This window comes from Nocardioides taihuensis (assembly GCF_042657275.1).
Taxonomy (GTDB): domain Bacteria; phylum Actinomycetota; class Actinomycetes; order Propionibacteriales; family Nocardioidaceae; genus Nocardioides; species Nocardioides taihuensis.
The window spans coordinates 38925-64915 of record NZ_JBHSKD010000004.1; the positions used below are offsets into that span (position 1 = coordinate 38925).

Sequence of the window (25991 nt, forward strand, 5' to 3'; positions counted from 1 at the left end):
TGGTGAAGGAGAACAGAACGGCCATCATGCTAGGGGGTGGCCGCGAGATGAACGCAACTCAGGGGCGCTGCTCGGCTCCGGGGCGCCGCCGGCGCTGCCGCTCGATGAGGATCGCCTGGAGGTCGACCTGACCGTCGTTGCGGCGCCAGGTGCCGTCGGGTCCCAGCGTCCAGGCGGCGGTCGAGGGCTCGAAGGCGAGGTCGAGCAGGTACTCCACCTCGCGCACGTTCTCCTCGCTGGGCAGCCTGACGAGCACCTCGACACGCCGGTCGAGGTTGCGGTGCATCATGTCGGCCGAGCCGATCCAGGCGACGTGCTCCCCGCCGTTCGCGAACCAGTAGATCCGGCTGTGCTCGAGGAAGCGGCCCAGGATCGAGCGCACCTCGATCGAGTCCGACAGGCCGGGTACGCCGGGGCGCAGCGCGCAGATGCCGCGTACCAGCAGCTGCACCGGCACGCCCTCCTGGCTGGCGAGGTAGAGCGCGTCGACGACGGCCTCGTCCACGATCGAGTTGGCCTTGATCCGGATCTGCGCCGGCCGGCCCGACCGGTGGTGGTCGATCTCGCGGTGGATCGCGTCGAGCAGCCCGGTGCGCACCGAGTCGGGCGCGACCAGCAGCTGCTCGTAGGACGCGTTGCGGCTGTAGCCGCTGAGGTTGTTGAAGAGGTGGGCGACGTCCTCGCCGATCGCCTCGTCGGTGGTGATCAGGCCGAGGTCCTCGTACAGCCGCGCGGTCTTGGAGTTGTAGTTGCCGGTGCCGATGTGGGTGTAGCGCCGGATGCCCTCGGGCTCGTCGCGCACCACCATCGACAGCTTGCAGTGCGTCTTCAGTCCGACCAGCCCGTAGACGACGTGGCAGCCGGCCTGCTCGAGCTTGCGGGCCCAGCGGATGTTGGCGACCTCGTCGAAGCGCGCCTTGATCTCCACGATCACCAGCACCTGCTTGCCCGACTCGGCGGCGTCGACGAGGGCGTCGATGATCGGGGAGTCGCCGGAGGTGCGGTAGAGCGTCTGCTTGATCGCCAGCACGTGCGGGTCGGCGGCCGCCTGCTCGAGGAACCGCTGCACGCTCGTGGCGAAGGAGTCGTAGGGGTGGTGCAGCAGCACGTGCTGGCGGTGGGTCGCCGCGAACACGTCGACCGGCGCGGCCGACTCGACCTCGGCGAGGTGCCGGTGGGTGGTCGGGATGAACGCCGGGTAGTGCAGCTCCTCACGGGCGAGGTCGGCGATGTCGTGGAGGCCGGTCAGGTCGAGCGGGCCCTGGAGGCGGAAGACCTCGGCCTCGCTGATGCCGAGCTCGGAGACCAGCAGCTCGAGCACCGCGGGGGAGATCGACTCCTCCACCTCGAGCCGCACCGGCGGGCCGAAGCGGCGCCGCAGCAGCTCCTTCTCCAACGCGGTCAGGAGGTTCTCGGCGTCGTCCTCCTCGACGTCGAGGTCCTCGTTGCGGGTGACCCGGAAGGTGTGCACCTCGAGCACCTCCATGCCGGGGAAGAGCCGGCGCAGGTGCTCGCGGATGACGTCCTCCATGGGCACGAACCGCGCGTTGCCGAGGGCGACGAAGCGGCGGAACGTCGGGGGGACCTTCACGCGCGCGAAGTGCTCCTTGCCGGTGCGGGGGTTGCGCACCAGCACGGCGAGGTTGAGCGAGAGCCCGGAGATGTAGGGGAACGGGTGCGCCGGGTCGACGGCCAGCGGCGTGAGCACGGGGAAGACGCGGTCCTTGAAGATCCGCTTGCAGAGCTTCTGCTCCTCGCGGTCGAGGTCCTCCCAGCGCACCAGCGCGATGCCCTCCCCCCGCAACGCCGGCACGATGTCCTCGCGGAAGACCGCGGCGTGCCGCTGCATCAGCTCCTGGGTGTTGGTCCAGATCGTGTCGAGCACGTCGCGCGGCAGCAGCCCGGACGCCGCGCGCACGGCCACGCCCGCCGCGATCCGGCGCTTGAGGCCGGCCACGCGCACCATGAAGAACTCGTCGAGGTTGCTGGCGAAGATCGCGAGGAAGCGGACCCGCTCGAGCAGCGGCAGCCCCTCGTCCTCGGCGAGCTCGAGCACCCGCTGGTTGAAGTGCAGCCACGACAGCTCGCGGTCGAGGAACCGGTTGTCGTACTTCTCGACCGTGCTGAGGTCCACCGCCACGGGCTCGTACGGCGGGTCGACGTCGAAGGCCTCGTCGAGGGGGTCGTGGTCCTCGAGGGACGGGCTGCCGACGGACATGGCGTCAGTGTGGCACCGCCAGACGAACACGTCCTAGGGACCTAGGTAACGGAGACTAGGTTGCCTCCGTGACCATCCACGCCCGGCTCGAGCTCCTCGAGCGCGCCACCCTGACCGGTCTGCTCGCGCTCCCGGAGCCGGCGCAGCGGGTGCTGGCGGGCCGCCGCGTCGTCCGCGACGGCCAGACCCTGGCCACCGACGTGCAGCTCTCGCTGCGGCTCAAGGAGCTGGTCCGCGAGCCGGGGCCGGAGACCCTGCCGATCGCCGAGGGCCGGACCGCGGTGCTGCGGCAGGCGGGGCTGACCGGCGGTGAGCAGGCGGTCGGCGCGGTGCGCGACTTCGAGGTGGCGGGCCGGCCGGCGCGCCTCTACACCCCCACCACGCCGGGTGCGGGGCTGCTCGTCTTCTTCCACGGCGGCGCGTGGGTGTACGGCGACCTGGAGTCGCACGACGCCGTCTGCCGGTTCCTGGCCGAGCGCTCGGGGGCGCGGGTGCTCGCGGTCGACTACCGGCTGGCGCCCGAGCACCCCTTCCCCGCGGCGTACGACGACGCGGTGGCGGCGTACCGCTGGGCGACCGAGCACGCCGCCGAGCTGGGCGCCGACCCGGAGCGGCTGGCCGTCGGCGGCGACTCGGCCGGCGGCTGCCTGGCCGCGACCACCGCGATCGAGGCCGCCCGCACCGGCCTGCCGCTGCGGTTCCAGCTGCTGGTCTACCCCGGCACCGACCTGCGCGGCGGCACCGAGAGTCGCCGGACCTTCGCCGAGGGCTTCTACCTCACCCGACGCTTCATGGACGTCGGCACCGAGAACTACCTCGACGACCCCGCCCTCGTCGAGGACCCCCGCGTCTCGCCGCTGCTGGCCGACCTGCCCGCCGGGCTCGCGCCGGCGTACGTCGCGACCGCCGGCTTCGACCCGCTGCGCGACGAGGGCGAGGCCTACGCCCGCAAGCTCGCCGAGGCGGGCGTGGAGGTCGAGCTGCGGCGCTTCCCCGACCAGATCCACGGCTTCCTCAACATCGTCGGCGTCGGTCGCACCTCGCGTGCGGCGGTCGCCGAGATCGCCTCGCGGCTGCGGGCCGGGCTGGCGTGACCGCTGCAGGGGCGCCGGGGGTGCGGGGCGCCTGGGTCCTCGCGGCGGTCACCGGCCTGCTCGCCGGGGCGATCGCGGCGACCGTGATGCTCACCAGGGACGACGGGCCGACCGCACCCGAGCCGGTCAGCCGGGTGCGCACGGTCTTCGTCGGCGACTCGGTCACGCGGGGCTTCGACCCCACGACCCTCGCCGCGGACGACGCCACCTCGTGGGTGACCTACGCGCTGCCCGACCCGCGCTCGCCGTGGTTCCTCGACTCCAACGCCGCCGTCGCCGGCCGCACGCTGGCGGAGATGCAGGCCGCCTTCGCCACCGACGTGCTCGCCCACGACCCCGCCGGCGTGGTGATCCTCGGCGGCACCAACGACGCCCTGCGCCGGGTGCCGCCCGACCAGTCGGCGGCGGCGCTGCGCGCGATGGTCGAGGCGGCACAGTCCGCGGGGATCGAGGTGTGGGTCGTCTCGCCGCCTCCGCTCGACCCCGCCACGGGCGTCACCATCCAGCCGACGCTCGCCGCCGAGGCGCAGGTGGCCGCCGAGCTGGGCGTGCCGTTCGTCGACCTGACGCCGTCGCTGTCCACGGGTGACGGCCACTGGCAGCCGGGTCTCACCACCGACGGGGTCCACCCCACGCCCGCCGGGGCGCAGCGGCTGGCCGACGCCGTCCTGCAGCAGGTCGGGCTGGCGGCGACCGGGCCCGGCCCGGTGGATCAGTAGACGAGGGCCTGCACGTCGTCGCGCAGGACCTCCTCGGCGAACGCCGCGGCGCCGGCGACGCCCACGCCCGGGCGCAGGTCCGCCTCGTCGATACCCCGGCGTACGGCGCACTGCGTGCAGACCGTGACGGTGCCCGCGGCGAGGACGGTGGCGAGCAGGTCGGCCAGCGGCGTGGCGTGGGGGAGGGCGAAGTCCTCGGCCCGCCCTTGCACCCCGAACCACGCCGCCTCCCCGGTCAGCCACAGCGACACCGGGGCCCCGGCGACCGCGGCGGAGGCGGCCACCGTGAACGCCTGGTTGCAGCGCTCGGGATCGTCGGCGCCGCAGGTGACCTTGACGACGAGGGGACGAGGCATGGGCCCGAGGCTAGGTCATGCGCCCCGGCGCTACCGTGGGGCCATGGTGTTCGAGCTGCCCGAGAACCTCCACCCCGACTGCGCGCCCCTGGCATGGATGCTCGGCAGCTGGCACGGCAACGGTCACGGCGACTACCCGACGATCGACTCCTTCCAGTTCGGGCAGGAGCTGATCTTCACCCACGACGGCCGGCCGTTCTTCCACTACTTCGCGCGGTCGTGGATCGTCGACGAGTCGGGCGAGAAGGTGCGCGACGCCGCGCTCGAGACCGGCTTCCTGCGCTGCCGGCCCGAGGGCAAGGTCGAGCTGGTGATGGCGCACCACACCGGTTTCGTGGAGGTCTGGTACGGCCGGGCCGACGGCGGCAAGCTCGAGCTCGCCACCGACGCGATCGCGCGCACCGAGTCGGCCAAGGAGGTGGCGGCCGGCACCCGGCTCTACGGCAACGTCGACGGCGACCTGCTCTACGCCTACGACATGGCCGCGATGGGGCAGGAGCTCCAGCCGCACCTGTGGGCCCGGCTGCAGCGCACCCGGCAGGCGGACCTGCCGTGACCCACCCCGACTCCTGGCGCAGCCCCCTGCTCGACCTCCCCGGCGCGGTCTCCGCGAACGGCGTCGACGCCGGGGTCGCCGCCCACTACGGCTCGTTCAACACCGAGCAGCGCACGCTCGAGGCGCACGAGGGCTTCGTCGACCTCTCCCACCGCGACGTGCTGCGCATCGAGGGACCCGACCGGCTGACCTGGCTGCACGACCTCACCACGCAGGACTTCACCGACCTGGCGCCGCGCACCTGGACCTGGGCGCTCGTGCTGAGCCCGCAGGGACACGTCGAGCACGCGTTCTGCGGCTACGACGACGGCGAGGCGTTCGTCGCGCACACCGAGCCCGGCGCGGGCGCCCCGCTCGTGCAGTTCCTGGAGCGGATGAAGTTCATGACCCGGGTCGAGGTCACCGACGTGACCGCCGAGCTCGCCGTCTGCTGGAGGCCGACGTCGACCGAGGGCGACCGGCCGGCTGGGTCGTCGTACGAGCTGGTGCCGCGCGACCGGCTCACGGCGTACGCCGAGGCCGCCGCGCCGGCGTGTGGGCTGTGGGCGTTCGAGGCGCTGCGGATCGCGCGCGGCGAGCCCCGGCTCGGCGTCGACACCGACCACCGCACGATCCCCAACGAGGTCGGCTGGATCGGCAGCGCCGTGCACCTCGAGAAGGGCTGCTACCGCGGCCAGGAGACGGTCGCCCGGGTGCACACGCTCGGCCGCCCGCCGCGACGCCTGACCATGCTCCACCTCGACGGCTCCGAGAACCGGCTGCCCACCGCCGGCGCCGAGGTCACCCACGACGGCAAGGCGGTCGGCTTCGTCGGCAGCTCGGCCCGCCACCACGAGCTCGGCCCGATCGCGCTGGCGCTGCTCAAGCGCAACGTGCCCGTCGACGCCCAGCTCGAGGTCGACGGCCTGCCCGCGACCCAGGAGGTCGTGGTCGACCCCGAGGTCGGGCTGCACGTGCGGCCGCGCCTGAGCTGATCCGGTAGTACGTCACGAAACGCCCCACCTCGACAGCGAGAACGGGGCGTTTCGTGACGTACTACCCCGTGGCTCAGCCCGCCCGCACGTACATGACGTGGGTGTCCTCGGGGGCGTGGGTGAAGCCGAGCTTGTCGCGGTAGACGCGGATCGCCGGGGCGTTGTCGGACTCGACGTAGAGGATCACCTCGGAGACGCCGAGCCCGGCGAGGTGGTGCAGGCCGGCGAGGGTGACGAGGCGGCCGAGGCCGATGCCCTGCACGTCGGGGTCGATGCCGACGACGTACACCTCGCCGACCTCCGCGTCGTGCTGCTTGGTCCAGTGGAATCCGAGCAGGCGGCCGTCGTCGTCGACGGCGACCAGGAGGCCGGCGGGGTCCCACCACGGCTCGGCGATCCGCTCGGCGAAGCTCGCCTCGTCCATGCCGCCCTGCTCGGGGTGGGCGGCGAACGACGCGGCGTTGACGCGCAGGAGGGCCGGCAGGTCGTCGTCGCGGAACGACCGGATCGTGACGTGCGGCGGCAGCACCAGGTCGGGGAGCGGCTGCGAGGTCGGCCGGCGCATCACCCACAGCTCCCGCGCCCGGGTGAAGCCGTGCCGCGCCGCGAGCCGGGCGGCCGCCGGGTGGTCGGCGTGCGACCAGACGGCACGTACGGCGTCGCCGGCGTCGGCGAGCACCCGGTCGAGCAGCCGGGTCGCGACCCCGCGGCCCCGTGACCCGGGGTCGACGGCGACGCTGAGCGTGCCGTGGTCGAGCACCGCGAAGGCCTCGGGCTCGACCCACGCCTGCACGGAACCGTCGGCCCGCTTGAGCCCGAGCCAGGTCGCCTCGTCGTACGGCGCGGCGCCGTCCTCGGCCTCGGCGGCGGCGGCCACCCGCCGGATGGTCTCCAGCTGCTCGGAGGGGCTCACGGGCCCGTCAGGCGTCCTGCCGCGAGGTCTCCGCCGCTGACGCCGCACCGACGCCCTCGCCGGGGTCGACGCTCGGCAGCACGAACCGGTAGCCGACGTTGCGCACGGTCCCGATCAGCGTCTCGTGCTCGGGGCCGAGCTTGGCGCGCAGCCGCCGGACGTGCACGTCGACGGTGCGGGTGCCACCGAAGTAGTCGTAGCCCCACACCTCCTGCAGCAGCTGCTGCCGGCTGAACACCCGCCCGGGGTGCTGGGCCAGGAACTTCAGCAGCTCGAACTCCTTGAAGGTGAGGTCGAGCGCGCGCTTCCCGATCTTCGCGGTGTACGTCGCGTCGTCGACGAGCACCTCGCCGCTGCGGATCAGGTGGGCCTCGGGGTCGTCGTTCTGGCGCTGCGCGACGAGGCGGCCGACCGACAGACGGATGCGGGCCTCGAGCTCGGCGGGGCCGCAGGTGTGCAGCAGCACGTCGTCCATGCCCCAGTCGTGCGCGACGACGGCGAGGCCGCCCTCGGTGACGACGAGCAGCACGGGCACGTCGGCGCCGGTCGTGCGGATCAGGCGGCACAGGTCGCGGGCCGGGGCGAGCTCGTGGCGGCCGTCGACGAGGATCAGGTCGACCTCGGGAGCCTCGAGCAGCGCGCTGCCCTCGGCGGGGAGGATCTTGACCTGGTGGCCGAGGAGCGCGAGGCCCGGGAGCACCTCGGCGCTCGGCTGGAGGGCGCTGGTCAGCAGGAGCAGCTGGCTCATCTGCGGCACCTCTCTCCCCGTTGGGCCGATAGGGAAGGATATCCGGTGATGAGCACCCCTCCGGACGCAACGACTCGACCTGAGACAGCGATCACCGTGCGCTACTGGGCCTCGGCCCGGGCGGCCGCGGGCGTCGCCAGCGACGAGCTGCCCGCCGCCGCACCGCTCCCGCTGGCCACGGTGCTCGCCCGCGCCGCGACCCTGCACGCCGGCACGCGGCTGCCCGACGTGCTGAAGGTCTGCTCGGTCCTGGTGGGGGAGACACCCGTCGGCTCCGCCGACGCCGAGGACGTGCTCGTCGCGCCCGGGGAGACCGTCGAGCTCCTGCCGCCCTTCGCCGGCGGCTGACCCGCGCCGTCCAGACAGGGCGTCCAGACCGGGCGTCCAGACCGTTGGGCCCTCCTTCGCGGCGTACGACGTCGGGGCCCGGGTCGCGTGGTAGCAAGGACCGCTGCCCGGGCGTCGGGTCGCGCCGACCCGGAGGACACCCCCATGCGCCGCACCGCCCTCGCCACCATCGCCCTCGCCTCGGCCGCGCTGCTCGCCGGCTGCTCGAGCTCCGTCTCCGCCGCCGACGTCGAGGACCAGATCTCGAGCCAGCTCGAGTCCCAGGTCGGCCAGGCGCCGGACAAGGTCGACTGCCCCGGGGACCTCGAGGGCAAGGTCGACGCGACGATGACCTGCGTGCTCACCGCGGGCACCGACACGATCGACGTGACCGTCACGGTCACCGAGGTCGACGGCAGCGACGTGAAGTTCGACATCCAGGTCGCCGACCAGGTCAACTGACCGTCAGCCGGGCGAGCCCTCACGGGCAACAGGCCCCGACGGGCCCGACGCTCGGCCGGGCCCGCCGGGGCCTCGGTCCCCCGGGCGTCAGCTGCTGATCGCCGCGGGCTGGTCGCCGCGGGTCACCTCGATCTTGCGCGGCTTGGCCTTCTCGGCCACCGGGATGGTCAGGCGCAGCACGCCGCTGTCGTACCCGGCCTCGATCCGGTCGAGGTCGAGGTTGTCGCCGAGGACCAGCTGGCGGCTGAAGACGCCGCGCGGCCGCTCGGAGGCGAGCATCTCCCAGTCGCCGTTGCGGGCCACCCGCTCGGCACGGACGGTCAGCACGTTGCGCTCGACGTCGAGGTCGATGCTCTCGAGGCTCACGCCGGGCAGGTCGAACTCCACGACGAAGCGGTCACCCTCGCGCCACGCGTCCATGGGCATCACCGCAGGGCGGTTCGTGGTGCCGAAGAACTGCTGGGTGAGGCGGTCGAAGTCCCGGAACGGGTCAGTGGTGCGCAGCAACATCACGAGTCCTCCTCCTGTGCTCCAGTATGGTGATGTCAGGTCAGGTAACCTGTATCTGTGGTTACATATTCCTTGTACCACGCGATCAAGGCTGAGGCAACAGCAACGGAGGTGTCGCGGTGCCCGACCGTGAGCAGGGCGTCTACGCCATCTCGGTGGCCGCCGAGATGGTCTCGATGCAGGTGCAGAACCTCCGGGTCTACGAGCGCCGCGGCCTCGTCGACCCCGACCGGACGCCGGGCGGCACCCGTCTCTACAGCAGCGCGGACGTCGACCGGCTGCACCGCATCCGCGAGCTGCTGGCCGAGGGGCTCAACCTCGCCGGCATCGCCAAGGTCCTCGAGCTCGAGGGGGAGGTCAGCCGCCTCCGCGCCGCGCTCGGGCGAGCGCGCGGGCGAGGGTGACCACGACCGACCCGATCAGTGCGCCCAGGGTGTTCGCGGCGATGTCGCTGAAGGCGGCGGTGCGGTCGGGGTAGACCAGCGCCTGCACGGTCTCCACGAGCGAGGTGGCCACGAAGCCGTACGCCGTCCAGTCGCGCCAGCTCGGCTGCGGCCACACCAGGGCGGCAAGGGCGGCCCAGGGCGCGAAGATCGCGACGTTGAGCAGGAATTCGATCCGCTCCGGGTCCTTGAGCTTGTCCGGGGCTCCGACGCCGGTCATCAGCTCACGCGTCCAGCGGATCGCCGTGTCGCCCGCCTCCGGTGAGGGGCCGAGCAGCACGGCGACCAGGGCGAGGGTGTAGACGACCAGGCCGGCGGCGGCCAGCTTGCGGCGGAGGGGCACTTCCGCAGCGTAGAGGAGCGGGGGCGCGCCACCGGGGGTGTGACGCTGCGCTCCCCGGGAATGGGCACCCCCCCGGGCGTGGTTGGGTTCCTACGTGACCGCTGGTGCCTGGGTGCTGCTCGCCGCCGTCGTCGGCGCGCTCGCGTTCGGCGCCTGGCGCGCGTACGCCGACGGCCGGTTCCGCGGGACCCATGCGGTCAAGGGGAGCGGCGTGACCTCCACAAGCTCGACCGACGACTCCAGCCCGTCGGTCGAGCCTGTCGAGACCACGGCGCCTCTCGACCTCCCGGCCGGCACGCCGCTCGGTGAGCGGGCCACCCTCCTGCAGTTCTCCTCCGCGTTCTGCGCGCCGTGCCGGGCGACCCGCCGGGTGCTCGCCGACGTCGCCGGGAGCGTGCCGGGGGTGGAGCACGTCGAGATCGACGCCGAGCACCACCTCGACGTGGTGCGGCGCCTCGGCATCCTGCGCACTCCGACCACGCTGGTCCTCGACGCCCGCGGGGTCGAGGTGGCCAGGGCCGCCGGCGCGCCCAGTCGTCAGCAGGTGCTGGCCGCGCTGGACGGAGTGCTCCCGTGAGCGCGTCCATCATCTGGACGCTCGTCTCATCCAACGAGATGGGCCATGGTCGCCCGGCGTCCGCCGCCCCTACTCTCGTCCGCATGTCCTCGACCATGCTCACGAAGCGCCGCGCGGTGGACCACTGCCGCGTCCGCTCGTCGCTGTGTCGAATGTCCTGACGACAGACCCCGGCGTCAACACTCTTTAGTTGACTGAGTTCGTATAGTTTGAGCTCCGGGCACGTGCCTCACGCACCCGCCCGTCCGCGTCACCAGGCCACCTCCCTCAGGAGCGACATGTCCACCCTCAGCCCGTCCAGGTCCACGTCCACCCAGCCCGCGACCGCCGGCGTCGACCCGCGCGCCCAGCAGTTCACCGCAGCGGTGACCGCCGTGGTCCTCGCCGCCGTGCTGCTGCTGGCGCCCTCGCCGTTGGCGGTGGGGCTGCTCGCCGCGCAGGCCGTGCTGTTCGCGATCGCCTCCGTGCGCGGCGTACGGCGCACCCCGCACGCGTGGGCGTTCCGGCGCTTCGTGCGCCCCCGCCTCGGCCCGCCCGCCGAGCTCGAGGACCCGGCGCCGCCGCGCTTCGCCCAGGCCGTGGGGCTGACCTTCTCGGTCATCGGCCTGCTCGGCTTCCTGACCGGCGCCGTCGTCGTCGGCCTGGTGGCCACCGGCTTCGCCCTGGCGGCTGCGCTGCTCAACGCAGTGTTCGGCTTCTGCCTGGGCTGCGAGACGTACCTGCTGATCCAGCGGCTGCGGCCCGCCGCCGCCCGCTGACTGCGACACACCACCACGACAGACACCACGAGTTCCCCGAAGAAAGGCAGCACCATGAGCCGCGACACCGCTCTCGTCACCGCCCAGTGGGTCGAGGAGCACCTCGACGACCCGAAGGTGGTGCTCGTCGAGGTCGACGAGGACACCTCCGCCTACGACAAGGGCCACATCCGGGGGGCGATCAAGCTCGACTGGACGACGGACCTCCAGGACCAGGTCCGCCGCGACTTCGTCGACAAGCAGCAGTTCGAGGCGCTGCTCTCCGAGCGCGGCGTCGCCAACGACGACACCGTCGTGCTCTACGGCGGCAACAACAACTGGTTCGCCGCCTACGCCTACTGGTACTTCAAGCTCTACGGCCACCAGGACGTGAAGCTCCTCGACGGCGGCCGCAAGAAGTGGGAGCTCGACTCCCGCGAGCTCACCGACGAGCCCGCCGAGCGGCAGCAGACGTCGTACACCGCGCAGGAGCAGGACACCTCGATCCGCGCCTGGCGCGACGAGGTCGTCGCCGCGATCGGCACGCAGAACCTCGTCGACGTGCGCAGCCCCGACGAGTACGCCGGCCGGCTGCTCGCCCCGGCCCACCTGCCGCAGGAGCAGGCCCAGCGCGCCGGCCACATCCCGACCGCGGCGAACGTGCCGTGGAGCAAGGCCGCGAACGACGACGGCACCTTCAAGTCCGACGACGAGCTCAAGCAGATCTACACCGAGGCCGGCGTCGACTGGGACAAGGACACCATCGCCTACTGCCGCATCGGCGAGCGCTCCTCGCACACGTGGTTCGTGCTCAAGGAGCTGCTCGGCCAGGAGAACGTGAAGAACTACGACGGCTCGTGGACCGAGTACGGCTCGCTCGTCGGCGTGCCCGTCGTCCTGGGCGACGACCGGGGTGACGCCTGATGTGCGGCGCGACCGAGGGCGGGCTCTCGCTCGACGGCGTCAACGTCGCCAAGGAGGCCATCGTCCAGGGCCAGGTGGTCCGCGACGGTGAGCCGGTCGGCAACGCCTACGTGCGCCTGCTCGACCGCACCGGCGAGTTCACCGCCGAGGTGCCGACCTCGGCAACGGGTCACTTCCGCTTCTTCGCCGGCGAGGGCGAGTGGACCCTGCGCACCCTGGCCCCCAAGGCCGAGGTCGTGGACAAGCAGGTCGTCGCCTCCGTCGGCTCCGTCGCCGAGGTCACCATCCCGATCTGAGCACCCCCACGCTGACCCGCCGTCAACCAACGGCGGGTCAGCGTCATTTCACGGGCTGCGCGTGAAGTGCTCGCACCCGTGGAAGCGGTCGAGCGGGTCGCGGTGCCTGCCGCGGTAGACGTGGTCGTCGCCGGCGCCGCAGAAGATGACGTCGACCTTGCCGTCGACGCCGATGAAGACGGCGTCGCCGGACTGCCCGGTGTTGACGCGGTCGGCGCCGTCGCCGACGTACGCTGCGTCGCCGAGTCGGCCGAGCCGCATCAGGTCGTCGCCGTGGTCGTCCTGGACGCTGTCGTGGCCCAGCCCGCCGTACAGGACGTCGTCGCCGCCCTTGCCGGCAATGACGTCGAGGCCCTGCTGGCCGCGGATGACGTCGTCGCCCGGCCCGCCGAGGGCCTCGTCGCCCTCGAAGTCGCTGCCGGGCAGGACGTTGCGGCCCAGCAGGATCGTGTCGTCGCCCCAGCCGCCGAGAACCCGGTCGAGGCCGTCGCGGCCGCGGATGACGTCGTCGCCGCCGTGACCGCGGATGTGGTCGGCGTGCGGGGTGCCGACGAGGACGTCGTCCCGGTCGGTGCCGTCGATGCCGACGGCGAGTGCGGGTGTGGCCAGCGCCAGGGCCGAGCCCAGCGCGGCGGCGGCGATGAGCACGGTGCGTGCCATGGCGAGCCTCCTCCGAGTAGACCTACGTCCACAGTCACTCCCGGAGGCCCGCGGCGGTAGTGCCAAGGGTCCCGCGCGGTCGTCACCGCTCGAGGATCACCGTCACCGGGCCGTCGTTGACCGACGCGACCTGCATGTCGGCGCCGAAGACCCCGCGCTCGACGTGCGCCCCGAGCCGCTCGAGCTCGGCGCACACGGCGTCGTAGACCGGCTCGCTCACCTCGCCCGGCGCGGCCGCCTGCCAGGTCGGGCGCCGGCCCTTGCGGGCCTCGCCGTACAGCGTGAACTGGCTGACCACGAGCACCGGCGCACCGACGTCCGAGGCCGACTGCTCGTCGCGCAGGAGGCGGAGGTCCCAGACCTTGCGCGCCATCCACGCGACCTCGTCGCTCCCGTCGGCGTGGGTGACGCCGAGGTAGACCAGCAGCCCCGGCCCCTCGATCGCCCCGGTCACCTCGCCCGCGACGGTGACCGACGCCGACCGCACCCGCTGCACCACTGCCCGCATGCGCCGATCCTGTCAGGACCGCTCAGACGTGAGGACGACCCAGGGCGCGGTAGTCCCAGCCCGCGGCCTGCCAGCGCCGTACGTCGAGCGCGTTGCGGCCGTCGAGCACGTGGCGCCGCCTCACCACGGTGCCGAGCTCGTCGGGGTCGAGCCCGACGTACTCCGGCCACTCCGTCAGGAGCAGCACGATGTCGACGCCCTCGCAGGCCTCCTGGGCCGTGCTGGCGTAGGAGAGCCCCGGCCAGAGGCGCCGCGCGTTGTCGAGGGCTTCGGGGTCGGTGATGACGACGTCCGCACCCTGGAGCTGGAGCTGGGCGGCCACGTTGAGCGCGGGCGAGTCACGGATGTCGTCGCTGTGCGGCTTGAAGGCCGCACCGAGGACGCCGACCCGGCGCCCGATCGCGGAGCCGCCGAGCCCGGCGATGGCGAGGTCGACCATGCGCGAGCGCCGCCGCATGTTGATGGCGTCGACCTCACGCAGGAAGGTCAGGGCCTGGTCGGCGCCGACCTCGCCGGCGCGCGCCATGAAGGCGCGGATGTCCTTGGGCAGGCAGCCGCCACCGAAGCCGAGGCCGGCGTTGAGGAAGCTGCGCCCGATGCGCTTGTCGTGGCCGATCGCGTCGGCGAGCAGCACGACGTCGCCGCCGGCTGCCTCGCACAGCTCGGCCATCGCGTTGATGAAGGAGATCTTGGTGGCCAGGAACGAGTTGGCGGCGACCTTGGCCAGCTCGGCGGTCGCGAAGTCGGTGACCACCACGGGGGTCCCGCCGGCGATGGGTGTGGCGTAGACCTCGCGCAGAACCGCCTCGGCCCGCTCGCTGGTGACCCCGAGGACCAGCCGGTCGGGCTCGAGGGTGTCGTCGACGGCGTGGCCCTCGCGCAGGAACTCGGGGTTCCAGGCGAGCTCGAGGTGCGGTGCGGTGCGCGCGAGCTCCTCGGCCAGCCGCGGAGCCGTGCCGACCGGCACGGTGGACTTGCCGACCACCAGCGCGCCCGCGCGGGTGACGTGCGCGGCCACCGTCGCGGTGGCGGCGTCCACGTGCGACACGTCGGCGGCGAGCTCGCCCCGGCGCTGCGGCGTACCGACGCAGATGAAGGCGACCTCGACCTCGGCGATGGCGGCGGGGTCGGCGGTGAAGCTCAGCCGGCCGCTCGCGAGGCCACGCGCCAGGAGGTCGTCGAGCCCGGGCTCGTGGAACGGCGCCCGGCCGTCGTTGAGGGATGCCACCCGCTCGAGGTCGACCTCGAGACCGACCACCTCGTGGCCGAGCTCGGCCATGCATGCCGCGTGCACGGCGCCGAGGTAGCCGCAGCCGACCACGGCGATCGACGTCATGGTCACAGGATCCGCTCCCTCTCGGCTCGGGCGGGGCCTCGCCGTGGGCTGGCCCCTGCGTCGTCGAGCCTAATGGGCCGAGGGGTCCGTGCGTGGCGCTTCCACCGTCGTCGCAGCGGCTCCTCCTCCAGCAGTGTCGAAGCCGTGGCCAGCACCACCGCCACGACCACCCCGGCTGCCGGGGCCATCAACGCCATGCCCGCACGTGTCTGCTCCGACCCCTGACATGGCGGGACGGCACGGATACAGGACTCGCGCCGTTGATGTGGGTTGGGTGGTGACTCGGGATGGTGGCGAACTTGATGCACGCCCGCCAAGGGCCCGGTTCCTTCGCGTCTGGAGTCACCCGTTCACGCCGCACGACCACCGACTGTCCGCGAGGCGTCGTGTACCCGGCCGGCCGCTCCACGAAGTGATGCGAGGCCGTGGCTGCGGCCAGCACCAGCCCCACCCGCACAGGCAGTGGCCACTCGGCCGTGTAGTGCAGCACGAGCACGTGCCACAGGTAGATCGAGTACGAGATCTGTCCGACCCATACCAGCGCCGGTACCGCGGCCGCCCGGGTCAGGACGTGCTCGCCCATGGCGAGGGACGCGACCAGCGCGGCAGCGGCCACACCTGCGACGGGGAACAGAACGGCGCTCGCGGCCGGCGCGGACAGCGACGGTGGAGGCACCGTCGCCGCGAGCAGTCCGAGCACCACCACGCCGGCCACGCCCAGCGGCAGGCCACATCTGGCCACCGCGGCGCGGCCTGGTCCGGTGCTGGAGATGAACGCGAGGGCGCAGCCGAGCATCAACGTCGCGGCACGCGACTCGGGGCGGAAGTAGGTCCCCTGCCCGAAGGTGAGGAACAAGTGCCCGGCCCACACGTACAGGGCCGCGGCGGCGACCACGAGGAACCCGGCGATCTCGAGCCGCTGCGGCCTGCGGTACAGCAGAATCACCAGCAGGAGCGGCCAGAGCAGGTAGAACTGCTCCTCGAGCGCCAGTGACCACGTGTGCCCCAGCGACCCGAGGTCCGACCCGGTCGCCGCGGCGACGTTCGAGGTGTACGTCACCGTTCTCAGTGCCGCCGAGCTGTTCCGTTCCACCATCCACGTCACGGCGACCAGCACAAGCAGCGCTGGCATCAGCCTCCGGCCGCGGCGCCACCAGAAGCTGCGGAGCGCAATGCCGCCGGTCCGGTCATGCTCGGCCAGTAAGAGAGTTGTGATCAGGAACCCCGAGAGAGCGAAGAACACGTCAACCCCGAGGTAACCCCCCGGGATCAGCCAGTCGGCGTGGTAGCCGACCACCAACGACACCGCGATCGCCCTGCATCCGTCGAGCGCAGGCACGTAGCCCAGGCGCCACGTGTCCCCCGTGCGCATCGGGGCAGTCTGCACCAGGTCCAGACCACCTGTCCCGGGATCCCCTGACATCGCCGCACCGCCGATCTCGGCACCGGCGGGCGGTCGCGGCAAGTCGCCCCGGCACGCCCTTGCGAGCAGTTAGGTTCGACCGGTGCAGCAAGGACCGCCCCGGGAGTCGCCGTGAGGATCGTGATGAGCGGCGCGGAGTGGTTCGGTGACCGCCCCGGCGGGCTCAACCGCTACTTCCAGGACCTCTTCCTCGCCCTGTCGCAGCGCGACGACTGCCAGGTCGAGGGCTACGCGTTCGGGACTCCGCCCGAGGGCGGCGCGTCGTGGGGACCCACCGGTGGCGGCCTGATGGCCCGGATGCGCAGCTCGCGGCGGGGACCGGCGGTCGACGGGGCCGTGCTGGACCGTCACTTCGCGCCGTACGGACCCGGCGCCCGGAGCGCCGGCGTGGACGTCGTGCACTTCCAGGGTCCCTGGGCCGCCGAGAGCGCCGTCGCAGGTCAGCGTGGATCCGGGGTCGCTCTCAAGCGGGCCATCGAGCGCCGGCGCTACCGCGGTGCCGACGCGGCCGTCGTGCTGTCCGCCCCCTTCCGCGACATCCTGTGCCGCGACTACGGCTTCCCGGTCGACCGGGTGCACGTCATCCCGCCCGGTGTGGACCTGGCCAGGTTCACCCCGGCGCCGGAGCGACCCGGCGCCGCGACCGTGGTCTGCGTACGACGTCTCGAGCGTCGCATGGGCATCGACGTGCTCCTCGAGGCGTGGGTCGACGTCGTCCGCGCCCGGCCGGAGGCCGACCTCGTGGTCGTCGGCACCGGCTCCGAAGAGGGGCAGCTGCGGGCCCGCGCGCGCGAGCTCGGCGTCGACGGCTCGGTGCGCTTCGCCGGCCGGGTGACCGACGAGGAGCTGCGCCGCACCTATGCCGACGCGGCCTGCAGCGTGGTGCCGACGCTGGCTCTCGAGGGCTTCGGGCTGATCGCTCTGGAGTCACTGGCGGTGGGTCGGGCGCCCGTCGTCACCCGCGTCGGCGGGCTGCCCGACTCCGTCACGGGTCTCGACCCGTCGCTCGTGGTCGAACCCGGCTCCGCGGGAGCCCTGGCTGACCGCCTCGCCCGCGCCCTCGACGGCGACGTCCCCGACGCCGAGGCGTGCCGTCGCCACGCCGCCCTCTTCGACTGGTCCGTGATCGCCCAGCGCCACGTCGACCTCTACTGCGGGCTCGGCGCGTGACCCAGGTCGCCTACCTCGTCCACTCGGGCGCGGAGTCGGGGGCGGAGCTGAGCCTCGCCACCAGCCTGGCCCACTGGCCCGAGGGGGAGCCCCGCCCCGTGGTCCTGATGGCCGAGGACGGTCCGGTGGTCGCCCGTTTCGTGGCAGCCGGTGCCGACGTGCGCGTGGGAGCCACGTCCCGGTCGCTGGTGGCCCTGCGCCGTGGGTCTGCGGGTGGACGCCGGTTGCTCGCCGCGGTGGGCGGCCTGCGGGACGCGGCCCGCACCACGGCCCGCGACCTGGCCGACGCGGGCGCGGACGTCGTCGTGGCCACGAGCCTGAAGTCGCTCGCGTACGGCTGGCTGGCTGCGCGCCGCCGACGCCTCCCCGTCGTCTGGAGCCTGCACGACCGGGTCGCCGGCGACTACTTCCCGGGCTGGGTCGTGCCCCTGCTCCGGTACGCCGCGCCCCGGCTCGTCTCGGGGATCATCGTCAACAGCAGGTCCACGCTGAGCACGATCCGGCCCGGTCGGACCCCCGTGCTCGTGGCCTACCCGGCGATAGAGCTTCCCGACGTCGACGCTGAGCGGCCGGCCGCGCCGTTGCGGCGGGTCGGCATCCTCGGTCGGCTGGCCCACTGGAAGGGACAGGACGTGTTCCTCGAGGCCTTCGCCCGTGCCTTCGCGGACCGCCCCGAGGTCGAGGCGGTCGTCATCGGCGGCGCTCTCTTCGGCGAGGACGACTACGAGCGCGAGCTGGTCGAGCTCGCAGACACTCCTCCGCTGCGCGGGCGGGTCACCTTCACCGGGCACGTCGCCGACCCCTGGCCCCAGCTCACCGGGCTCGACGTGCTCGTGCACGCCTCGCGCACGCCGGAGCCCTTCGGGCAGGTCGTGGTGCAGGGCATGTGGATGGGCTGCGCGGTCGTCGCCACCACGCCGGGCGGGCCGAGTGAGGTGATCACACCCGGCCGGGACGGCATGCTGGTGCCGTGCGACGACGTCCCGGCCCTGGCGGCCGCCCTGCGGCACCTCGGTCAGGACGACGAGGGACGCGTCGAGCTGGGACGCGCGGCGAAGGCGACCGCGGCGCGCTACGCCATCGAGCGGGCCGCGCCGGCGCGCGCCACCTGGCTCGCCGACGTGGCCGCGCGCCGGGTCGCGCCGTCCTCGGTGCGGCTGACGGTGACGAGAGAGGTGCCCTGAGATGACGTCCCAGGAGAAGGACCAGCTCCGGTCGCGGCTCTACGCTGCGTACGCGACCACGCACGCCGGTCGGTCCGACACGGCTGCCTCGGTGCACGTCTTCCGCAAGGACCTGCTGCCGCGGCTCCCGCAGGAGCGCGACGTGGCAGTGGTCGACATCGGCTGCGGCCAGGGCGACCTCGTCGCCTGGCTCCTGGCCGAGGGCTACCACCGCGCCGGCGGGATCGACGTCAGCCCGGAGCAGGTGGCGATCGCGCACGAGCGGGGCCGCGACACGGTGCGCCTCGGCGACTTCCGCGAGGTGCTCGAGCCGGCGTCGCTCGACGTCGTCGTGGCCACCGACTTCCTCGAGCACTTCGACAAGTTCGAGGTGCTGCAGATCCTCGACCACTGCCGGGAGACCCTGCGCCCCGACGGTCGGGTCGTCTTCCGGGTGCCCAACGCCGTCAGCCCGTTCGGGGGCAACTACCGGCACGGCGACGCGACGCACGAGTGCTCGTTCACGGCGCGCAGCCTGCGGCAACTGCTGGCTGCGGCGGGCTTCGACGAGGTGGAGGTCCACCCCTGCGAGCCGGCCGTGCACGGGGCCACCAGTGCCGCCCGCTGGGTGATCTGGAAGGTCGCGGCGGGGCTGATGAAGCTCGTCCTGGCCGCGGAGACAGGCGTCCCCCGGGGGCACCTCGTCACCCAGAACGTCGTGGTGACCGCCCGCGCTGGCGGCGACGCACCGCGGTGACACCGCCCATGATCGGCCTCCTCGGCCAGCTCGTCCGGGCGCAGCGAGACCGTCTGGCCTTCGTCTCCGTGGGGCTGATCCAGCGGATCCTGCCCTTCCTCCTGCTCCCGGTCTTCGTGCGGTTCATGACGCCTGCCGAGTACGGGCACGTCGCGATCCTGACCGCGGCCTTCACGCTGGCGTCGATGGTGTTCGGCCTGGGCCAGGAGGTCGTGGAGTACCGCTACCACTTCGACGACAGCGCCCCCGGCCGCTCGCTGGAGTCGGCTGCGGTGCGGGTGCACCTCGTCGGTCCGGTCGTCCTGGCCCTGCCCGTGGCCGGACTCCTGCTGCTCTCGGGGGCGACGCCCGCCGGCGTGCCCACCCTGGCCGTGTCGGGTTCGGTGCTCGCGGGCGCTCTCCACGCGACCGCGTGGCGCTTCCCGGCCGTGCACTTCCGCTGCCAGGGTGAGCTCGCGCGCTACGCCCTCGCTGGGGCGGGCTTCGCTGGCGTTTCCTCGGCCATCAAGGTGGGCCTCGTGGTGGGGCTCGGGTGGGGCGCTGTTGCCTGGCCGGTCGGGGACCTGCTCGGGGCTCTCCTCCTGTTGGCCGGCACCGCGTCGCTCCTGCTGAAGGTCGCCCGCCGCGCGCCGGTGACCCGGAGTGACGTGCGGTCCACGCTGGGGCTGGGCCTCCCCGCCACCGTCGGGCACTCCGCGCGCTGGGTCTCGGGGTACGCCGACCGGGTTCTCGTCGTCGCCCTCGCCAGCGCGGTCGTCGGTGGCAGCTACTTCGCTGCCAGCCAGCTGGTCATGATCGGGGGCGTGCTCCTCATCGAGCTCTCCGCCTTCCTCCAGCCGGTGATCGCGCGGGAGCAGGACCTCGCGGCCGCCGCCCGCGGCGTCCTCCCCGGCCACGCGCGCGCCTGCAGCGCGGTGGCCGTGCTGACCGCGGCGGGCTCGGCGGTGCTGGTCGAGCTGGGCTTCGTCGGCGACTACACCGAGGTGCTGCCCATCGCCCTCGTGCTGTGTGCCTCGTTGCCCCTGGTGGGGCTGAGCTACCTGGGCGGCGACATCTGCAGCGTGCGGCTCGGGGACACGAGGTTCCTCGCCGTCGTCTCGGTGGTCACCGCGCTCGCCGCCATCGGTGCGAACCTCCTGCTCATCCCGTTCGCCGGGGCGTACGGCGCGGCGCTCTCGCTGCTCCTGTCGCAGGGGCTGGCGGTGGCGATGCTGTGGTGGCGGGTGTCCCGGGCCACCGGCGGCGCCCGCGCCCTGCTGCCGCACCTGCTGTGGCCCACGGCGCTCGGCATCGCTCTGGCCGGGCTCGGCCTGGCCGTTGGTTCGGCCTGACGTCAGGCGTCGACCTCGTCGAGCACGTCGGCCACTCGCAGGCGGGCACCCGTGCGCGTGTTCACGAGCGGCAGGTCGCGCGCCGGCGCCAGCGCCTCGCAGCGGGGGAGGTGTGCGAGCGGGACGCCGGCTGGTCCGAGCGAGGGGCTGAACGACGGCGCGACGTACGCCTCCGCGACGGAGAGCCCCCACGACGGGTGGCAGTGGTCGTCGCGCACGAAGAAGAGGTTGAGGCCCTCGCTCGAGACCCCGACCAGCCGGTAGCCGCGGCCCGTCCACAGGTCGTGCAGGGCGGTGACCGACGCGCCGTAGTAGACCCCGCTCGGGTGGGCGGCCAGGCGGTCGAAGGCCGGCTCGTCGGGGATGCTCACCGCGAGAGTGCTCCCGAAGTAGGGGTTGCACTCCGAGACCACGATGGCGGGACGGGCGGTGATGGCCTGTGACAGCCAGTGGTCGACGCCGTCGACGTCGACGCTCAGGATGCCCAGCGGGCCGGCCGGCGCGTGGGCCTCGATCACCGAGGCGATGTTGTCGGTGGTGAGGAAGCTCTGGACGGCGCGCAGGCCCCGGTGGGTGGAGAGCTTGCGACGCTTGGCGAAACGGAGGTGGGCGGAGCCGCCGTCGATGATCAGCCCGCGCCATCCACCGAGCTCGCACAGCAGCCGGGTGTTCGACTCCCGGTAGTCCTCCACGCCGAACTCGACAAAGGTGCGCGGGACAGGCTGCGCGGCGTGCCGCAGCAGGAAGTCGAGGATGCCGTCCTCCCCGAACTGCGAGAAGACCTTCAGCTCGTGGGCGGAGACGGGATCGGTGGCCGCCGTCTCGCGCTGGTCGAGGAAGATCCGGGCCCGGGTGACGGCGTCGTCGTCGAGCCGTTGGAGCACCGGGGCAGCCGCGGCGAGCTGTGCGGCACGCACCCGGCCCCGGATGCTGCGCTTCCAGCTCAGTGACGACGGCATGGCGCTCCTCGGGCCGGCGGGTGACGGAGGACCCGAGCCTAGTGGCCCGGAGTGCCCGGACGTGCGAGGACGGCCGCGACCTCGGCCTGCAGTCTCTCGGCGAAGTGCTCCTCGGAGAAACGCTCCGCGTTGGCGCGGACCACGCCGGCGTCCCAGGGCAGGTCGTCGGCGCGGCGTACGGCGTCGGCGACGGCGGCCGGCTCGGGGTCGTCGAAGAAGACGGCGGTCGCGCCCTCGACCATGGTGTCGAGGAATCCGCCCCAGCGCAGCACCACGGCGGGGGTGCCGTGGAGGGCGGCCTCGAGCGGGGTGAGGCCGTAGTCCTCGTGGCTGGCGGCGACGAGCGACCGGGCGTGGGCGTAGAGCCAGTGCATCTCGCCGTCGGTCAGGCCGGCGAGGAACGTGACGTTCGGGCCGGAGACCGACCGCAGGTACTGCAGCTCCGGCCCGGTGCCGACGACGACCAGTCGGTCGCCGGGGAGCCGCTCGAAGGCGCGCACCACGACGTCGACGTTCTTGTACGGCAGCAGGCGCGAGACGACCAGGTGGAAGGGCTCGGCCTCGAGCAGCGCTCGGGTGGCCGGCTCGCGCAGCTCCTCGGGCTCGGCCCGGCTGAGCGTCACCGGGGCGGGCACGACCTCGGATGCCAGGCCGTAGGTGTCCGCGATCCGCTGCTGCACGGCGGTCGAGATCGCGAGGTAGCGGGTGGCAGTGCCGGCGGCGTGCTGGTCCCACCGGATGAGGCCGGGTCGCAGCGTGCGCAGCGCGGTGGAGCGCACCAGCGAGGGCTGCGCGCCGAGGTAGCGGTCGGACTGGTAGAGCCAGCGGGCGGGTGAATAGCAGTAGACGATCTTGGCGCCGGGGCTGCGGATGCCGTGGGCCCAGCCGCTGCTGCTGGCGATCACCACGTCGGCGTCGATGCGCATCGCGCTCGCCGCGAAGGGGAGGGCCGGCAGCGCCCGCCGGTGGTGGCGCCGCAGGTACGACGCGTGGTTGAGCGGGGAGACCCGCAGGTCGACGTCGGCGAACTCCGCGAACGTCTTCCCCGGCTCGTAGAGCAGCGTGTGCAGCGTGGCCTCGGGGAAGGCCCGGGTCATCGCGAGCACCACGCGCTCGGCGCCCCCGCGCTGGGTGAGGTAGTCGTGGGCCAGGGCGACGCGAGGCCGACCTGCTGCCACCTCGTGGCCCCCTCTGCTGTCGCGAAACTGACGAGGACCCGAGCCTAGTGGCCCGGGTCCTCGTGCGACGTAAGAACAGCGTGTCAGGCGCCGCTGTTGATCATCCCCGCACCGACGGTGACGCCGGTCGCCTCGTCGATGAGGATGAAGGAGCCGGTGGTTCGGTTCTGCGAGTAGGGGTCGCACAGCAGCGGCACGGTGGTGCGCAGCTGGATGCGGCCGATCTCGTTGAGGCCGAGCTCCTTGGTCTCCTGGTCGCGGTGCAGCGTGTTGACGTCCAGGCGGTACTGGATGTCCTTGACCAGGGCGCGGGCCGAGCGGGTGGTGTGCTTGATGGCGAGCTTCTGGCGCGGGCGCAGGGGCTCGTTGGTCATCCAGCAGACCATGGCGTCGATGTCCTGGCTGGGCTGCGGGGCGTTCTTCACGCGGGCGATCATGTCGCCGCGCGAGACGTCGACGTCGTCCGCGAGGCGCACCGTGACCGACATGGGCGGGTACGCCTCGTCGATCTCGTTGTCGAAGAGGTCGATGCCGGCGATGGTCGAGGTCATGCCGCTGGGCAGCACGACGACCTCGTCGCCCTTCTTCAGCACACCGCCGGCCACCATGCCGCCGTAGCCGCGGTAGTCGTGGTACTCGTCCGACTTGGGGCGTACGACGTACTGCACCGGGAAGCGGACGTCGACCAGGTCGCGGTCGGAGGCCACGTGGACGTGCTCGAGGTGGTGCATGAGCGTCGGGCCCGAGTACCACTTCATGTTGTCGGAGCGGTCCACGACGTTGTCGCCCTTGAGCGCCGAGATCGGGATGACCTCGAGGTCGGGGATGTTGAGCTTGGTCGCGAACTGCGTGAACTCGGTGTGGATCTTCTGGTAGGTCTCCTCGGAGTACTCGACCAGGTCCATCTTGTTCACGGCCAGCACGAGGTGCGGGACGCGCAGCAGCGACAGGATCACCGCGTGCCGGCGCGACTGCTCGGTGAGGCCCTGGCGGGCGTCGACGAGCACCAGGCCGAGGTCGGCGGTGGAGGCGCCGGTGACCATGTTGCGCGTGTACTGCACGTGGCCCGGGGTGTCGGCGATGATGAACTTGCGGCTGGGCGTCGCGAAGTAGCGGTAGGCCACGTCGATGGTGATGCCCTGCTCGCGCTCGGAGCGCAGACCGTCGGTCAGCAGCGCCAGGTCGGTGTAGTCGTACCCGCGGCTCACGCTGGTGGCCTCGACGGCCTCGAGCTGGTCCTCGAAGATCGACTTCGAGTCGAGCAGCAGGCGGCCGATCAGCGTCGACTTGCCGTCGTCCACGGAGCCCGCGGTGGCGAACCGCAGCAGGTCCATGTTGGAGGTGACGTTCTCGACGACGTCAGCGCCGGCGTTCAGGGTGGTGTCGTCAGCGGCCATCAGAAGTAGCCCTCCTTCTTGCGGTCTTCCATGGCGGCCTCGGAGAACTTGTCGTCGCCGCGGGTGGCGCCGCGCTCGGTCACGCGGGCGACCGCGATCTCCTCGATGATCTGCTCGACCGTGGAGGCGGGGGACTCGACGCAGCCGGTGAGGCTGATGTCGCCGCAGGTGCGGAAGCGGACGGTGCGCTCGGTGACGGTCTCGCCCTCGCGGCACGGGTTGAGCGGGGTCTCCGACATCAGCATGCCGTCGCGCTCGAACACGCGGCGCTGGTGGGCGAAGTAGATGCTGGGGATCTCGATGCCCTCGCGGGCGATGTAGGACCACACGTCGAGCTCGGTCCAGTTCGAGATCGGGAAGATGCGCATGTGCTCGCCGGCGTGGATGCGCCCGTTGTAGAGGCTCCACAGCTCGGGGCGCTGGTTCTTGGGGTCCCACTGGCCGAACTCGTCGCGGTGGGAGTAGACGCGCTCCTTGGCGCGGGCCTTCTCCTCGTCGCGGCGGCCGCCACCGAAGGCGGCGGTGAAGCCGTTCTCCTCGATGGCGTTGAGCAGGGTGCCGATCTGGAGGCGGTTGCGGCTGGTCTTGCCGTCGTCGACCACGATGCCGTTGGCGATCGCGTCGTCGATGCTGGCCACCACCAGCCGCACGCCGAGGCGGTCGACCCACCGGTCGCGGGTCTCGAGCACCTCGGGGAAGTCGAGCCCGGTGTCCACCTGGAGCACGGGGAACGGGATCTTCGCCGGGTAGAAGGCCTTCTCGGCGAGGCGGAGCATCACGATGGAGTCCTTGCCGCCCGAGAACATGAGGACGGGCTTCTCGAACTCGGCGGCTACCTCGCGGAAGATGTGGATCGACTCCGCTTCGAGCTGGTCGAGCTGACTCAGCTGGTAGTCGACGTGGGTCGGGGGTGCACTCATCTGGGTTGTGGCCTCTCCTCGTGAAATCTCGCCCACTGTAGCCGCCGGGTCGGGGGGTCCCTCAAATCGAAGGGGGGTGCGAGGTGGGTCACCCGGCCCCGGCTCTGGCAGGCTGGCCCCCGTGTCCGTACCCCCCGCCGGCCGAGCGCCCGAGATCCCCGCCGACCGCCTGCTCGTCACCGTCGCCCCCACGGGCGCCGAGACCACCAAGCAGGACTGCCCCCAGCTGCCCACGACGCTCGAGGAGCTGGTGGCCACCGCCGTGGAGTGCGAGGCCGCCGGCGCGGCGATGATCCACGTCCACATCCGAGACGACGAGCACAAGCCGACGCTCGACCTCGGCCGGCTCACCGCGACCGTCGAGGCGCTGCGCGAGTCGACCTCGCTCGTGGTCCAGCTCTCCACCGGCGGCTCGGTGCACGACCCGCTGGAGAACCGTCTCAAGGTCCTCGACGCGCAGCCCGACTCGTGTTCGCTGACCATGGGCACGACCAACTTCGGCGACGACGTCTTCTCCAACCCCTGGCCCTTCGTCTGCGAGCTCTACCAGCTCAGCCAGGAGCGCGGCGTGGTGCCGGAGTTCGAGCTCTTCGACCTCGGCCAGGTGCACGCACTGCAGCGGCTGCTCGACAAGTTCGGCCTGCCGTACGGCGGGCGGGTGCACTGCGACCTCGTGATGGGCGTGCCCGGCGGGATGAACGGCACCGCCGACTCCCTCGTGGCCGCGGTCGCCTCGCTGCCCGACGCCGTCACCAGCTGGTCGGCCACCGGCATCGGCCGCTCGACCCTCGCCGTCGCCCTCGCCGCGCTCTCCAAGGGCGGTCACCTGAGGGTCGGCATGGAGGACGTGCTCACCCTGCGGCGCGGCGTACCCGTGGAGCGCAACGCGCAGCTCGTCGAGCGCGCCGTGGCCCTCGGCGAGCTCGCCCAGCGGGTGCCGATGACCACCGCCGAGGCCCGCGCCCTGCTCGGCCTCGCCGCCTGAGGTCTGG

The 25991-nt window shown here is 72.6% G+C and carries 30 protein-coding genes; 16 read left to right on the top strand and 14 right to left on the bottom strand.

Features of this window, described 5'->3' with window-relative positions:
* Positions 1-58: 58 nt before the first annotated feature.
* On the bottom strand, positions 59-2218 hold the full coding sequence (locus ACFPGP_RS03250) for an RNA degradosome polyphosphate kinase (protein WP_378586811.1): 2160 nt from the start codon (positions 2216-2218) through the stop codon (positions 59-61).
* 68 nt (positions 2219-2286) lie between these two features.
* Between ACFPGP_RS03250 and ACFPGP_RS03255 the strand changes: the two genes are divergently transcribed.
* A complete protein-coding gene (locus ACFPGP_RS03255) occupies positions 2287-3312 on the top strand; it encodes an alpha/beta hydrolase (RefSeq protein ID WP_378586813.1) in 1026 nt (341 codons plus the stop codon).
* Positions 3309-4031, top strand: coding sequence for an SGNH/GDSL hydrolase family protein (locus ACFPGP_RS03260; protein WP_378586816.1), 723 nt, complete (start codon positions 3309-3311; stop codon positions 4029-4031). The genes ACFPGP_RS03255 and ACFPGP_RS03260 overlap by 4 nt, the downstream gene beginning before the upstream one ends.
* On the opposite strand, the gene ACFPGP_RS03265 is transcribed toward ACFPGP_RS03260, so the two are convergent.
* On the bottom strand, positions 4025-4387 hold the full coding sequence (locus ACFPGP_RS03265) for a DsrE family protein (protein WP_378586818.1): 363 nt from the start codon (positions 4385-4387) through the stop codon (positions 4025-4027). The two genes, ACFPGP_RS03260 and ACFPGP_RS03265, sit on opposite strands and share 7 nt — an antisense overlap.
* A gap of 43 nt (positions 4388-4430) precedes the next feature.
* On the opposite strand from ACFPGP_RS03265, the gene ACFPGP_RS03270 reads away from it, so the two are divergent.
* Positions 4431-4943, top strand: a complete 513-nt coding sequence (locus ACFPGP_RS03270) for a heme-binding beta-barrel domain-containing protein (RefSeq protein ID WP_378586821.1) — start codon at positions 4431-4433, stop codon at positions 4941-4943.
* Entirely contained in the window at positions 4940-5917 is a 978-nt protein-coding gene (gene ygfZ / locus ACFPGP_RS03275) for a CAF17-like 4Fe-4S cluster assembly/insertion protein YgfZ (protein WP_378586824.1), read from the top strand. Before ACFPGP_RS03270 ends, ygfZ begins: the two co-directional genes overlap by 4 nt.
* A gap of 73 nt (positions 5918-5990) precedes the next feature.
* Here ygfZ and mshD read toward each other — a convergent pair whose 3' ends face one another.
* Positions 5991-6830 (bottom strand): mycothiol synthase, encoded by an 840-nt coding sequence (gene mshD / locus ACFPGP_RS03280; RefSeq protein ID WP_378586827.1) that lies wholly within the window; start codon positions 6828-6830, stop codon positions 5991-5993.
* Between the two features lie 7 nt (positions 6831-6837).
* Positions 6838-7578, bottom strand: coding sequence for a response regulator transcription factor (locus ACFPGP_RS03285; RefSeq protein WP_378586830.1), 741 nt, complete (start codon positions 7576-7578; stop codon positions 6838-6840).
* A gap of 48 nt (positions 7579-7626) precedes the next feature.
* Here ACFPGP_RS03285 and ACFPGP_RS03290 point away from each other — a divergent pair, with 48 nt between their 5' ends.
* Entirely contained in the window at positions 7627-7926 is a 300-nt protein-coding gene (locus ACFPGP_RS03290; RefSeq protein ID WP_378586833.1) for a MoaD/ThiS family protein, read from the top strand.
* Between the two features lie 144 nt (positions 7927-8070).
* On the top strand, positions 8071-8367 hold the full coding sequence (locus ACFPGP_RS03295; RefSeq protein ID WP_378586836.1) for a DUF4333 domain-containing protein: 297 nt from the start codon (positions 8071-8073) through the stop codon (positions 8365-8367).
* An 87-nt stretch (positions 8368-8454) separates the two neighbouring features.
* Here the strand turns inward: ACFPGP_RS03295 and ACFPGP_RS03300 are convergent, their stop codons facing one another.
* Positions 8455-8877, bottom strand: a complete 423-nt coding sequence (locus ACFPGP_RS03300; RefSeq protein WP_378586839.1) for an Hsp20/alpha crystallin family protein — start codon at positions 8875-8877, stop codon at positions 8455-8457.
* Between the two features lie 119 nt (positions 8878-8996).
* On the opposite strand from ACFPGP_RS03300, the gene ACFPGP_RS03305 reads away from it, so the two are divergent.
* Positions 8997-9281 (top strand): MerR family transcriptional regulator, encoded by a 285-nt coding sequence (locus ACFPGP_RS03305; protein WP_378586842.1) that lies wholly within the window; start codon positions 8997-8999, stop codon positions 9279-9281.
* On the opposite strand, the gene ACFPGP_RS03310 is transcribed toward ACFPGP_RS03305, so the two are convergent.
* On the bottom strand, positions 9235-9663 hold the full coding sequence (locus tag ACFPGP_RS03310; RefSeq protein WP_378586845.1) for a VanZ family protein: 429 nt from the start codon (positions 9661-9663) through the stop codon (positions 9235-9237). The genes ACFPGP_RS03305 and ACFPGP_RS03310 overlap by 47 nt on opposite strands.
* Before the next feature lie 94 nt (positions 9664-9757).
* On the opposite strand from ACFPGP_RS03310, the gene ACFPGP_RS03315 reads away from it, so the two are divergent.
* The 4 genes from ACFPGP_RS03315 to ACFPGP_RS03330 all read left to right on the top strand — a co-directional run bounded on the left by ACFPGP_RS03315 (position 9758) and on the right by ACFPGP_RS03330 (position 12197).
* Positions 9758-10240 (top strand): thioredoxin family protein, encoded by a 483-nt coding sequence (locus ACFPGP_RS03315; RefSeq protein WP_378586848.1) that lies wholly within the window; start codon positions 9758-9760, stop codon positions 10238-10240.
* 278 nt (positions 10241-10518) lie between these two features.
* Positions 10519-10998: a DUF4395 domain-containing protein gene (locus tag ACFPGP_RS03320; RefSeq protein WP_378586851.1), complete on the top strand. Its 480-nt coding sequence runs from the start codon at positions 10519-10521 to the stop codon at positions 10996-10998.
* Positions 10999-11052: 54 nt separating this feature from the next.
* Entirely contained in the window at positions 11053-11901 is an 849-nt protein-coding gene (locus tag ACFPGP_RS03325; RefSeq protein WP_378586854.1) for a sulfurtransferase, read from the top strand.
* The gene (locus ACFPGP_RS03330; RefSeq protein ID WP_378586856.1) at positions 11901-12197 is read left to right on the top strand and encodes a DUF1416 domain-containing protein; all 297 of its coding nucleotides are present in this window, start codon (positions 11901-11903) and stop codon (positions 12195-12197) included. Before ACFPGP_RS03325 ends, ACFPGP_RS03330 begins: the two co-directional genes overlap by 1 nt.
* A 48-nt stretch (positions 12198-12245) precedes the next feature.
* Here the strand turns inward: ACFPGP_RS03330 and ACFPGP_RS03335 are convergent, their stop codons facing one another.
* From ACFPGP_RS03335 to ACFPGP_RS03350, 4 genes are all read right to left on the bottom strand, one after another.
* Complete coding sequence (locus ACFPGP_RS03335) at positions 12246-12857, bottom strand: calcium-binding protein (RefSeq protein WP_378586859.1); 612 nt, start codon at positions 12855-12857, stop codon at positions 12246-12248.
* 82 nt (positions 12858-12939) lie between these two features.
* Positions 12940-13365, bottom strand: a complete 426-nt coding sequence (gene dtd / locus ACFPGP_RS03340; protein ID WP_378586861.1) for a D-aminoacyl-tRNA deacylase — start codon at positions 13363-13365, stop codon at positions 12940-12942.
* Positions 13366-13387: 22 nt separating this feature from the next.
* Positions 13388-14701 (bottom strand): UDP-glucose dehydrogenase family protein, encoded by a 1314-nt coding sequence (locus ACFPGP_RS03345; protein ID WP_378586864.1) that lies wholly within the window; start codon positions 14699-14701, stop codon positions 13388-13390.
* Positions 14702-14888: 187 nt separating this feature from the next.
* On the bottom strand, positions 14889-16073 hold the full coding sequence (locus ACFPGP_RS03350; protein ID WP_378586867.1) for an acyltransferase family protein: 1185 nt from the start codon (positions 16071-16073) through the stop codon (positions 14889-14891).
* Positions 16074-16247: 174 nt separating this feature from the next.
* On the opposite strand from ACFPGP_RS03350, the gene ACFPGP_RS03355 reads away from it, so the two are divergent.
* From ACFPGP_RS03355 to ACFPGP_RS03370, 4 genes are read left to right on the top strand one after another with little or no spacing between them, the layout of a single operon-like run.
* Entirely contained in the window at positions 16248-17294 is a 1047-nt protein-coding gene (locus tag ACFPGP_RS03355; RefSeq protein WP_378586870.1) for a glycosyltransferase family 4 protein, read from the top strand.
* Positions 17291-18478 carry a glycosyltransferase family 4 protein gene (locus ACFPGP_RS03360; protein WP_378586873.1) on the top strand — a complete coding sequence of 396 codons (1188 nt, stop codon included), beginning with the start codon at positions 17291-17293 and terminating at the stop codon, positions 18476-18478. The genes ACFPGP_RS03355 and ACFPGP_RS03360 overlap by 4 nt, the downstream gene beginning before the upstream one ends.
* A gap of 1 nt (position 18479) precedes the next feature.
* On the top strand, positions 18480-19214 hold the full coding sequence (locus ACFPGP_RS03365) for a class I SAM-dependent methyltransferase (RefSeq protein ID WP_378586876.1): 735 nt from the start codon (positions 18480-18482) through the stop codon (positions 19212-19214).
* 8 nt (positions 19215-19222) lie between these two features.
* Positions 19223-20545, top strand: coding sequence for a lipopolysaccharide biosynthesis protein (locus tag ACFPGP_RS03370; RefSeq protein WP_378586879.1), 1323 nt, complete (start codon positions 19223-19225; stop codon positions 20543-20545).
* A gap of 2 nt (positions 20546-20547) precedes the next feature.
* Here ACFPGP_RS03370 and ACFPGP_RS03375 read toward each other — a convergent pair whose 3' ends face one another.
* The 4 genes from ACFPGP_RS03375 to cysD all read right to left on the bottom strand — a co-directional run bounded on the left by ACFPGP_RS03375 (position 20548) and on the right by cysD (position 24999).
* A complete protein-coding gene (locus ACFPGP_RS03375; RefSeq protein WP_378586882.1) occupies positions 20548-21504 on the bottom strand; it encodes a hypothetical protein in 957 nt (318 codons plus the stop codon).
* Positions 21505-21542: 38 nt separating this feature from the next.
* Positions 21543-22682 (bottom strand): glycosyltransferase, encoded by a 1140-nt coding sequence (locus ACFPGP_RS03380; RefSeq protein WP_378586885.1) that lies wholly within the window; start codon positions 22680-22682, stop codon positions 21543-21545.
* A gap of 83 nt (positions 22683-22765) precedes the next feature.
* Positions 22766-24016 (bottom strand): sulfate adenylyltransferase subunit 1, encoded by a 1251-nt coding sequence (locus tag ACFPGP_RS03385; RefSeq protein WP_378588065.1) that lies wholly within the window; start codon positions 24014-24016, stop codon positions 22766-22768.
* 62 nt (positions 24017-24078) lie between these two features.
* Positions 24079-24999, bottom strand: coding sequence for a sulfate adenylyltransferase subunit CysD (gene cysD, locus ACFPGP_RS03390; protein WP_378586887.1), 921 nt, complete (start codon positions 24997-24999; stop codon positions 24079-24081).
* A 121-nt stretch (positions 25000-25120) separates the two neighbouring features.
* On the opposite strand from cysD, the gene ACFPGP_RS03395 reads away from it, so the two are divergent.
* Entirely contained in the window at positions 25121-25984 is an 864-nt protein-coding gene (locus ACFPGP_RS03395; protein WP_378586890.1) for a beta-keto acid cleavage family enzyme, read from the top strand.
* The last annotated feature ends 7 nt before the right edge of the window (positions 25985-25991 follow it).